Genomic DNA, 11,394 nt, shown 5'->3' on the forward strand with positions numbered 1-11,394 from the left:
TCTACGAATTATACATTATATTTTTATTTGAGTATATGTTTATAGTCTTTTTTTAGTTGATTTTGTAAAATTATTATTTTGTTATAGAGTTTATGTTAAGCTGAATTAATTTTTGTTAAATTATAAGGTTGAAGAGATATGAATAAAGTCAAGAAATCATTTGATGATTATATTGTGTATTTTAATGAAGGTAAGCTTAGTGATGCACAAATTAGTAAAGAGATGGGTGTAAATCGTGCTAATGTATGTAAAATAAGGCGTAGATGGGAGTCTAGAGAAAGCAATAATTTAGAAGAACATCCAAAAGTAACAATTAGTGAAGAAACTCTAAATAATGTGTTAATTTGTGCATCAGAGCATAATGCACAATCAGGTAGTATTAGAAGCCAGCTTCATATGTCTAGAAATAGATTGGGATTAGAATTTATTGCTTCATTTAATAGTTATTTAGATTTGGAATTTAAATCATACAATAACGAAATAAAGGTATTAGAGAGCAAAATTGAAAGACTGAGAGAAGGAATTGATAATGAAGACGAGCAAGATCTTAATAATAATCTATGTGAACTTGACGAAGTTAAACGAGCAAAAGAATTTAAAAAAATGGAGTTGTATTATCAAGCTATGCTTAAATTAAAAGCAACTGATTTTGAATCACAAGTTAAATTTAAAATTTAAAAGGATTATTTTATGAATATATATGATCTATCTCTTTTTAAGTCTATGCAAAGGGAATATAAGCGTAAATTTGGGATTGATATTGCGTCTTTTATTAAACCAAAACCAGTAGTTGTTGATTTTAAAAGTTTTGGAAAAAAGTTCTTAAATAAAAAACAACGTAAAGTGTTACTTAATATTGAAAAGAATAATCAAAACGAAGTTATTTTATCAGGTGGGATTGCAGGTGGTAAAACATTTTTGGCTTGTTATTTATTCTTAAAAACTTTACTTAAAAATAGGCATCTTTATGAGAAAGATACCAATAATTTTATATTAGGGAATTCACAGAAATCATTAGAAATTAATGTTACAAGACAGTTTAAAAAGCTTGCTAATATACTTAAAATACCTTTTGTTCCCAAATATTCAAATACGTCATATTTTGCGATTCTTTAAAAATTAATTTATATAGTGGTGATCAAGTAAGAGATTTTGAAAGATTTAGATGATCGAATTCTGCTGTTATTTATGTTAATGAAGCAACAACACTACATAAAGAGATATTAAAAGAAGCGCTTAAGAGACTGAGAATGAAACCAGAATTTATTATTTTTGATACTAATCCTGATCATCCAGAGCATTATTTTAAAATAGATTATATTGATAATAACACAGTATATTCTACATATAATTTTATAACATATGATAATGAGACAATCGCAAAGGAATTTATAAAGACCCAAGAAGAAATTTGTAAAAACTTGCCAACATATAAATCCAGTGTACTATTTGGCGAATGGGTTGCAAATAATGATTCTATATTTAGTAATATTAATCTTATTAAAGACTATGAGTTTAAAAGTCCTATAGCGTATTTAGATTCAGCATATAGTAGTGGTGGAGATAATACTGCTCTTTGTGTTTTAGAGAAGGTATCGGATAAGTATTATGCATTTATATTTCAAGATCAGAAACCAGTTGTTGATCCATATATTATGAATACAATAAAGGTAATAATGGGGAATTTAAATGTTAATACACTTTATATTGAAGATAGAGATGATATTAAAGGATCTGGGGCTTTGACACGTGAATATGTTAGACTTCGAGATAATATTCAAAATTATTTTAGAATTGCACCAACAAGACCTAAAACAGATAAATACGCAAGAATTGTTTCTTTATTAACACCATTTACTTATAACAAGATGCATTTATTAGATTATAGTAGTCGTTCTGTATTTAGTAATATTTATTCATATAATGGAGATGGCAAAGTTCATGATGATGCTCTTGATGCATTATCAGCAGCATATTTAATTATATCTTTAAATTATCGTGATAGAAGTCGACATTTTACTAAATTTACTTTCATTTAGCTTATAAATTATTATATAATAATTATATAAGGAAATTCTTTATGGAGTATATGCAAATGGAACCTGTAATTACTAGGCAGATGGTACTAAATGAGCTTGTAAAAGCGGGTATTAATAGAGAGATTGCTGACGATTTGTCTTATAGATACTATAAAAATGAACTTACTATTAAAGATCTTCAATATTTAGAAAGTAATTTTAATCTTAAACTGGAAATATTAGAGCGTGGTTTAAAGGCTGATATTAAAGAGCTTGATAATAAAATTGATATTATTGAAAATAACTTAAATAACAAAATTGATACTAAATTTACAGAGCTTGATAATAAAATTGACAAAGTAAGGGACGAATTAAAATCAGATATTACATCTGTAAGTCATGAAGTTGTTCTTATAAGAAAAGATATGGAAGTGAACAAAATGGAACTTAATAGTAAATTAAAATTGCATGCTTGGATGTTTGGAACCATTATTACTTTAACTATAGGAATTTTATTAACTCTGATATTTAAATAAGTAAATATTTCTTTTATCTAAAAAATAGGTTTAATTTTTTTGCAATTTTTTATAATTTTTGCTTTTTTTAGCAAAAGTAAATAATTGATCTATAATTATTTATTGTATATTCAATAAGGTTAAATAAGGTTGATGTGTTGGAGAGATAATGAAATACAATTATAAAATCAATTCTTATGAATTATACAGACATTCAATATTTTTCAGGAATTATATAAATAATGTTGGAGAAGACGTCCTGCACAATGGAATCAACTTAGAAATTGTTTATAGAACTGCTTTAGGTGGTATTGAAGATATGTTAGATAATCTAAAAGTAAAACTTAAAGAAGCACTATTGAATTGTATTATATATTGATGAGATGTGATGGTTGAGTAGGCGAAAGGTAACAATTTGTGGGTTCGATAGCAAATTTAGGTAAAGGATTTTTAGATGTTTTTGTGAGTTTTGGCGATATGATTACAGGGACGTTGGGGATAAAAGCGGAAACAAAGAAATCAGATATTGGGAAATATTTTACTGATATTGAGAAGACTATGCAGGCTACTAAAGTAAAATTGAACGAAATTTTAAATAAGAATGGGAATTATGAAAAAATTAAAACGGTTGTTGAGCAATTTATTACTGGGATTTTGGATAAGATAGCAGAAGGAGCTAAAATAGCATCAAGCGGGACTGAAAGTGGTGATGCTATTGGTGGTGCTCCTGCTACTGGTCAGGATGCATCACCAGCAGATGTTACAAGTGTAAATGCATTAGTTAAAGGAATTAGACAGATAGTTGGAATAGTTTTTAAAAAGGGTGAGGGTAATCCAGAAGCTACTAAGACAGTAGAAAATGAGAAGAAATCAATTGGTAAATTGTTTGGTGCCAAGGCTAATAGTGAAGAAGCACAAGCCGCAGCGGCAAGTGCATCAATAGGGGCAGTAAGTGGAGTTGATATATTGCAAAGCTATTGCTAAATCTGGTGAGGCTGCTAATAATGATGTTGGTATTGATCAAGCAAAAAATGCAGTAGGAATTGCATCTGCAAAGAAAGAAGATAATAAAGATCTTAGTGATTCTGTAAAAAAAGATTCTATTATAGCAGCAGGAATAGCTTTAAGAGCAATGTCAAAAGGTGGTAAATTTGCGGCTAAGGCTGAAGAGAAAGCAGCAAATGCAGTAAATGGAGCAGTAGCAAGTATAGTAAATAAGGTATTAAGTACATTGATAGTAGCAATCAGAAATACAGTAGATGAAGGATTAAAAGAGATAAATAAGGTGTTAGGAGAGATTAAACAAGGAGAAGGGTCTGTTGCCAAAATTAATGAATAAAAGAATAAGATAATTAGTACAATTTAGAATATAATTAAATTTTTTCAAATAAAAACTTAGTTAATGAGAGCGATAGGGCTCTCTTTTTTTATTTGCAGTATTGTGTATGTTATATAAATTATTTCTATATAAATCATATTTTTTTCTTCTAGTTCTTAAAAGATAAGCTAAGTAAATAAAAGAAAAGTAAATAAGCTAGTAAGAAAGCTAAAAAGAAAGAAAAAATAATGAGGCGAAGAAAATGAAGAGAGAAGTAAAAGAAGGAGAAATAAAAGGGAAGAGAGATAAAAAAGTAGAGGGAAAAAGAAGAGTAGTAATATTAATGATGGTGATGATGATAGTGATGGGATATAATAGTGGGGAAGGAATAAAGGAAGGAGAGGAAGGGAAAGCAAGGAAGGGAGATGGGAGTGTAATTGATTTAAAGGTAGTAAGTAAAAAGATAGGAGAGGCTGTTGTTTTTGTAGAAGATGTCAAGGAAGTTTATACTTTAGTTAAATCTATTGACGAGTTGGCTAAAGCTATTAAAAAGAGAATTCAAGCAGGTGGTCTTCAAGATGATAATGATAATTTAAATGGAACATTGCTTGCAGGGGCATATCAAATAATGTCTGATGCGGAGTCTAAATTGGCAACATTGGAGGGTAAAGCTGAAAAATTTGTTGGGATGAAGGATAAAGTTACTTCTGCGAAGCAGAAAAGTACGGCATTTTTAAATAAATTGAAATCAGAAAATGCTACTCTTGGTGTGGCTTCAGCAGCTGTTTCTAGTGCTAATGCAAAGGAAGCCATAGATAGGAACAATGGTTCTAAAACTAAAGGCGCACAAGAACTTGTTGATTTAAATATAGAAATCGATGGGTTGTTAGCTACTGCTAAATCTTTTGTATCGGATGTAATTAAAGAGCTTACAACTTCTGCTAAAGATGTTGTTGTTAATCCTTAATGATAAGGAAGATAGAGTATAATTATAAATTTTTTTATAAAAAAGTTGGTGAAGAGAGCTTAGCTTATGTTTAGCTCTCTTTTTTATTTATAGTTAAACAGATAAAAAAAAATAGGAATCGACAAGAGTATAGTATGATAAAAAATGAAATAAAATGTAAGAATGAATAGAATAGTAAAGGGAATAATGGTAATGATGGTGATGATAGTGATGGGATGTAATAGTGGGGGAGTAGCTGGAGGAGAGGAAGGAAGAATAAATTTTTGCAGTCATTAGTTAATGTGAGTAATGAATTTTTGAATGTTTTGGGGAAATGGTGGGGAGTGTATCGGGATTGAATGTTAATTCAAAGAAATCAAATGTAGGGAAATATTTTAAGACAGTGCAGGGTACTGTGCAAGAGATAAAGGATGGACTTAATAAAATTGTTGCTGAAATGAAGGCAGAAAAGAATCCTAATGCAGAGGCTATTGAGAGTGCAGTTAAAACATTAGTTGAGAGTAAACTAGATAAGATAATTGGTGGAGCAAAGGAGGCAAGTGATGCGATAGGAGTAGAAGGTAGTGAACTAATTGGTAATGTTGCTGCTCATACAATTCCTGTGGGTATTAAAGGTGAAACTGCAAACTTAATAAAAGGCATTGGATCAATTGTAGATATAGTGCTTAAAGATGAAGGTAATGCTGAGGCTGGAGATGATAAGAAAGCTACAGATGGTTCTACTGTGAGAACTGGGGGTAATGCTGCTGATAATGAAGCGGGTAAGTTATTTGCTTCAGATAATGCTGGTGATTCTGCTGAGAAGGCTAAGAAAGTGGCGGCTGATGCAGCAAAAGCAGTTGGAGCAGTCACTGGTGCTGATATTCTAAAAGCTATGGTTAAATCTGGTGGTGATGCTGTAAAATTGGCTAATGGTAATGCTGCAGCTGGTACTGCTAAAAAAGATGCAGGAATAGCAGGGGCTATAGCATTAAGAGCTATAGCAAAGAATGGTAAGTTTGCTAATGGTAATGCTGATGATGATAGTGATGGGATGTAATAGTGGGGGAGTAAGTGGAGGAGTAAAGGATCCAGAGAAAGTATTTTTAAGTGAAATGGTAAATTTAGGTAAAGGATTTTTAGATGTTTTTGTGAGTTTTTGGGATATGATTACAGGGACATTGGGAATAAAGGCGGATACGAAAAAAAGTGATATAGGAGCTTATTTTACTAAGATTGAGAATACTATGAAAACAGTGAAAGAGAAATTAGGGAAGATTTTGGAAGAGAATGGGAAATATGAAAAAGTGAAAGGTAAGGTAGAGGAATTTATTGGGACGATAAGTAAGATCGAAGAGGGAGCAAAGGAGGCAGCAAAGGGTGCTACAAGTGATACTGCTATTGGTGGTGCTAATAGTGCAGGACAAGCAGCAGTGGCAGCTGACAAAAATTCAGTTATTTCGTTATTAAAAGGAATAACTGCAATAGTAGGAGTAGTGTTGAAAGATAATGAAGGTAGTGCGGATGCTAACAAAACAGGGGATGATAAGAAAGATATTGGCACACACACTGTTTGTTAATGATGCTGGTAAGGCTGATGCCAAAGAGGAAAATATTGCAAAAGCATCAGCAAACATTGGAGCAGTAAGTGGGTCTGATATATTGAGGGCGATAGCGAAGTCAAAAGAAGATCCTCAAGTTGATAGTACTAATGGAATTGAGAAAGCTGGAGATGCTGCAGAGATAGCAATTGCTCCAGTTGTTGCTGATAAGAAAGAGATTAAAGAGGAATCAGCAAAGAAAGATACAGTAATAGCAGGAGGGATAGCATTGAGAGGTATGGCAAAGGGAGGAGAATTTGCGGCTAAAAATGGTGATGCTAAAGATGCAAATGCAGTCAATGGAGCAGTAGCAAGTGCGGTAAAATAAGGTATTAAGTACATTGATAATAGCAATCAGGAATAGAGTAGATGAAGGATTAAAAGGGATTAGTGAAGTATTAGGAGAGATTAAGCAAGGAGAGGGTTCTGAAGCTAAAGTTAAGGCTAATTAATATGTGAATTAGTTAGTATATATAATAGACATATGTGATAATTATTAGGTAAAAAGGCTGGTAGAGGGAGCAATAAAGCTCTCTTTTTTTATTTTCAAGGTTGTATGTGTTATATAAATCATATTTTTTTGCTTCTAATCCTTCAAAGAAAAGCTATAAAAAAGCGAAAAAGAAGAAAAACAAGGAGGCAAAAAGAATGAAGAAAGGAATAAAAGGTGAAATGATAAATATAGTGATGATAATGTGTTTGATGGTGGTGATGGGATGTAATAGTGGGGGAGTAAAAGGAGAAGAGGGAAAAGGAACACAAGGAATTGGAGGTTTGGGTGAAGTAATTTCACATTTAAGGGAAGGATTTTTGGAGGTTTTTGTATCTTTTGGAAATATACTAAAAGATACATTTGGTCTTACTTCAAATACAACTAAGAAAGAAGTTGGTGAGAGGTTGGGAAAGATTGGGGAAGCAGTAGAGGTAGCTAAAGGCAAATTAGAAGGTATTAAGGGAACTGAGCAGTTTAGTTTAATGAAAGACAAAGTTGATAGTGTAATTACTAATGCAGTTAATATTTTGAAAAAGTTAGTTGAAGGAACAAAAAAATTTAAGGAAGCTACTGATGGCGCTAATGGTAAAATCGGAAATGCTAATGGTACTGAGGATGCAGTGCAGGCAGATATAGCAAGTGTCAAGAGTCTTGTTGAGGGAATTAATATGATCTATGAAGCAGCTAAGGAAGTTAAAGTTGATTCAAAAGGAAATGCTGATAAGACAATTGCCGACTCTAAAGCAATTGCAAAGTTATTTAATGATACTGCTAGTGCTGATGCGACTGGTTTAAAAGCGGCTAATGTTGCATTAAATTCGTCAAGTGGTGCAGATATATTGGCAGTAATTGATTCAGCTAAGAATGGAATAAATGCGCCTGCTGGCCAAATTAGTGCTGCAAAAAATGCTTATGACATTGCAGTTGCTATTAAAAATAGTGCAGATGCAGGTGCTGATGTTAGGGAGAAAGGGTCAGTAATAACAGCTGGTTTAGCATTAAGGGCAATGGCTAAGAATGGCAAATTGGCAACTCATGCTAATGTACCAGCAGAAGGACTGAATGCAGTATTAATAGGAGCAGTTAGTAAAACTGTAAATGAGATAGTGTCTACTATAAGAAGAACAGTTGATAAATGTTTAAAAGATGTTAATGATTGCATAAAAGAAGATTTTAGTAGTGTAGTAAAATCCTAATTAGTATAGTATTGTAGTACCTTAAACTATTATTTATTAGGGAGTTAAGATTTTTATAAATTTTGACAAGCAGGAATGCCTTGTATGTAAGTATTTCTGCTTTTTTATATTTGCTTTGTGTAAGTTTATACCGTAGTTTATACTGTTTATATTTAGTAGCTATAGTTTACTTTTTCTAAATTATTTGCTACTGTTTTCTTAATTATTAAATTCAATACCCTAATACCTTATTTACCGAATTTACTCCTGCTGCCTTATCCCTACAACTTCATTAATTGAAGAACCAAACGGTGATTAATAAATTATATATATGTAAATGTAATGTGCACACTTCTCTCTGTAATCGTGAGGGGAGGTGTTATAATTGTTAATTATATGTTACTTGATTGATGCATATGTTCTAATGAAAAATATTCAGTTTATTGTATAAGATTGTATGATTATAAAAGTATAGTTTGTTCATAGTTATACAATTGTGTAAAAGATAATAAATTATAAAAGCAAATTTTAATTTACACAAAATACTTTAATCATTTGAAGAGATTTAATGATGCTAATTTACAGTGTTAATTTTAGTATAGAAAAAAACATACAGAAACTCGCAAAAATCTAATACCTTACTTAATAAGTGTATATTAAAAATGTAAAAAAGTTTAGTGATATTAAAATTTTGTTATTGAATGCAGATAATGGAATATTTGTACTATTTAACATTAAGATGTTATTATGTAGTAAAATCAATCATTTTTTTAGGTTTAATTTTTAAAAATATTTTTTGTACTAATGATTATGGATAAATGTGTTTGTTTATAAAAAAGTGTAAACTATTTGCAGTATTTATATGTAAATTTTAAATGAATTAATAAAAATTAAGTTTTCAAGACTATTGAGTGAAGTAGGCTTACTTACAAGTTTGATACTTTTGTATTTTGGATGTTTTAAAATGGATTCATAAAAGTAAGAATTGTCCTTTTTGTTTAGAGATTAAAGAATAATAGAATAAATATATTCTAAATGTTTAGTAGTTATATTTGCAAGAAATAATTTTTTGAGAATACGATTAAGTTTTATATAAATAATATTAAACTTATGTTTTTTTAGGAAATAAATAGCATTTATAATGAGTGAGGAGTTGACCAAAGTATGATTTCTAATTTGTAAATTGGATGATGATGTGTAAGTAATAGTATCATGTGTGTAATTAGTGATAGTAAAATTTTTTTGGTGAATTTAAAATAATGTTGAATGTTATAAGGGAATAGGTAATTTAATAGTAATAAAATGTTATAATTTAAGATATTACTATTATTTTACACACTAAATATGTTTTATCCAGTCTGAATTTTATTCAAATTGCTATATCTTTGTTATTAACTTAAAAGGAGAAGAAAATGAAATCCAAGAATAAATATTTGGCTTTGGGATTACTTTTAAGTTTTATCAATTGTGATTTATTCATGAACGATGAAATTAAAGAGAAATCTCTAGGTTTGTTTGATAAGGTGCATTCTGTCTTAGATGCTAGTGCCAAGTCTATTAGTAGTAATAAGAATGGTAAGTTTTCACAAGATGTGGTATCAGGTGATATAACTAGTGGTCTTCAGAATGATGTGCAAAAGGATATTCAAGTTGCATTATCAAGTACAACATTTGAAACTGGTGAAGCAAAAATACAAAAACAACAAGATGTAGAGAGTGAAAATTCAATAACTAAAGTTTCAAAAGTGTATAGTAATGTTATAAATGGCTTGACTGGGGGAAAACCTCTTAGAGGCACAGAGAAAGAAGTAAATTATCCAAATGTTGATGACGGAGAAGCAACATCTGTTGAGATTCATCATAATTCATATCTAAATGGATTTGGAAGTACTTCAAGTAGTTCTATTCAAGGTGAAATTTGGGATTCAAGTAACTTCTTTGAAGTCACTTATAATTCTGCATATAACTCTGAACCTGAGCTAAGTGGACAAAACAGTTTGAGTGAGGATTATTATGAGGAAGATGATGATGACTATGATAACGAGCATGAGAACAGCTATGAAGAAGATGACGAAGATTATGAAGGTTATTATGATAACTATGATAAAAAGGAAAGTGAAGAAAAATATGATAAAGATGAATATGATGAAGAAGAGGAGAGATTAGATAGGGAATATAAATTACGTTCAAAAAATACCAAAGATAGTGTAAAAAAAGCATTTAAATTAGCTATACAAATAAAAAAAGATTGGGGAACAGTTGAATTCCATAAAACAAAGCTAAACCCTATTTATGGTATAAGAGCGACAAGTGATGAAAAACAAAAGTCTCAAAGAAAACTGTCTAAGTTTAATAAAAACAAATTAATAGAATCTCTAACAAAATTTTTAAATGCAATTGAAGAAAGTTTGAATAATGCTGACGCTCTTACGAATATTCCTGAATATCCTGGTAGTTTTGCAAAAGACCTACAAGCAAAGGCAAAATTAGATAGACTTAAAACAGAAATAAAGACTTTAATATCAAAGGTTCAAAAAAGTAATAAAACTAATTATCAATCCTATGAAGAAATCGGTTCATCCATTGCATCATCTCCAAAAATTAAAAGTGAGTTAAAGCAAGTATTAGCATTGCTTTACAGTCTTACCGGTGCTAGATAGAATTTATTTTTTAAATTAAGTTGTAAGTAAAAATTATTAAGATAGGCTATGAGTAGGGCCTATCTTAACTTGTTAAAGGTATAATGAACACTTTAAAAAGAAAAAGCTTATGGTTTTTGTGGGGGTTTGGTATAAAGACTAATATAGTGTGTTATAGCTTTTCTAATAAATTAAATCATAAAGATCGATTCCTTGATATTTTGCTAAATATAAAATATTAATCATCTATTGAATAATTTTATGAATATTTTCTCTTAATACTTTCTAATATGTGCAATAATTTTTGTTATATTTAATGTTGATGGAATTTTTTTAAGATATTTGATCTCTTATAGGCAGCAAATTTACCTTTCTTACTCATTGTCTTCAATGCAACAGCAGCTGCAAAGTTTGCATTAGTTTTTTCTCTATTATATAGTATTATAAAAAGGTCAAGATAGTGCAACATATGTTCTTAATGGAGTCAGGATGGTGCTGAGCAAAGAGCTGCTTCTGAGTTTATTGAAGAGATATTTAAAGCTGATGCATGGGTAATGATTAAGTAATTAGCTTCCCAGAATCATTAATATCTCTGTCACTAATATTTTCAGTTGTAGTTGTAGCATTTTTAATTTTATCAATCTACTAGTCAGGGTAAGAGTGCTAGAAATAATGATGGTAATAGTGCT

Annotated in this window: 6 protein-coding genes and 6 pseudogenes; 10 read left to right on the top strand and 2 right to left on the bottom strand. The window is 30.2% G+C overall.

What is annotated here, in order from left to right:
* Window positions 1-138 precede the first annotated feature (138 nt).
* From BRE_RS05280 to BRE_RS05320, 9 genes and pseudogenes are all read left to right on the top strand, one after another.
* A complete protein-coding gene (locus BRE_RS05280) occupies window positions 139-678 on the top strand; it encodes a DUF603 domain-containing protein (RefSeq protein ID WP_012539619.1) in 540 nt (179 codons plus the stop codon).
* Window positions 679-690: 12 nt separating this feature from the next.
* Window positions 691-2,039, top strand: a pseudogene (locus BRE_RS06865) (PBSX family phage terminase large subunit).
* Between the two features lie 41 nt (window positions 2,040-2,080).
* On the top strand, window positions 2,081-2,554 hold the full coding sequence (bdr, locus tag BRE_RS05290; RefSeq protein WP_012539620.1) for a Bdr family repetitive protein: 474 nt from the start codon (window positions 2,081-2,083) through the stop codon (window positions 2,552-2,554).
* A 148-nt stretch (window positions 2,555-2,702) separates the two neighbouring features.
* Window positions 2,703-2,906, top strand: a pseudogene (locus BRE_RS05295) (phage portal protein); the annotation flags it as partial.
* Window positions 2,907-2,947: 41 nt separating this feature from the next.
* A pseudogene (locus BRE_RS05300) lies at window positions 2,948-3,872 on the top strand (variable large family protein); the annotation flags it as partial.
* A 241-nt stretch (window positions 3,873-4,113) separates the two neighbouring features.
* Window positions 4,114-4,818, top strand: coding sequence for a Vsp/OspC family lipoprotein (locus BRE_RS05305; protein ID WP_012539621.1), 705 nt, complete (start codon window positions 4,114-4,116; stop codon window positions 4,816-4,818).
* A 162-nt stretch (window positions 4,819-4,980) separates the two neighbouring features.
* A pseudogene (locus BRE_RS05310) lies at window positions 4,981-5,857 on the top strand (variable large family protein).
* Window positions 5,808-6,850, top strand: a pseudogene (locus BRE_RS05315) (variable large family protein). Before BRE_RS05310 ends, BRE_RS05315 begins: the two co-directional pseudogenes overlap by 50 nt.
* A gap of 196 nt (window positions 6,851-7,046) precedes the next feature.
* Window positions 7,047-8,087, top strand: a complete 1,041-nt coding sequence (locus tag BRE_RS05320) for a variable large family protein (protein ID WP_049752034.1) — start codon at window positions 7,047-7,049, stop codon at window positions 8,085-8,087.
* A 167-nt stretch (window positions 8,088-8,254) separates the two neighbouring features.
* On the opposite strand, the pseudogene BRE_RS06935 reads toward BRE_RS05320, so the two are convergent.
* A pseudogene (locus BRE_RS06935) lies at window positions 8,255-8,343 on the bottom strand (variable large family protein); the annotation flags it as partial.
* Between the two features lie 1,135 nt (window positions 8,344-9,478).
* Between BRE_RS06935 and BRE_RS06405 the strand changes: the two are divergent.
* Complete coding sequence (locus BRE_RS06405; RefSeq protein ID WP_012539623.1) at window positions 9,479-10,726, top strand: hypothetical protein; 1,248 nt, start codon at window positions 9,479-9,481, stop codon at window positions 10,724-10,726.
* Between the two features lie 292 nt (window positions 10,727-11,018).
* On the opposite strand, the gene BRE_RS06300 is transcribed toward BRE_RS06405, so the two are convergent.
* Window positions 11,019-11,174 (bottom strand): variable large family protein, encoded by a 156-nt coding sequence (locus BRE_RS06300; protein WP_156768704.1) that lies wholly within the window; start codon window positions 11,172-11,174, stop codon window positions 11,019-11,021.
* Window positions 11,175-11,394: the final 220 nt, after the last annotated feature.

The sequence above is a fragment of the Borrelia recurrentis A1 genome (genome assembly GCF_000019705.1).
GTDB lineage: Bacteria > Spirochaetota > Spirochaetia > Borreliales > Borreliaceae > Borrelia > Borrelia duttonii.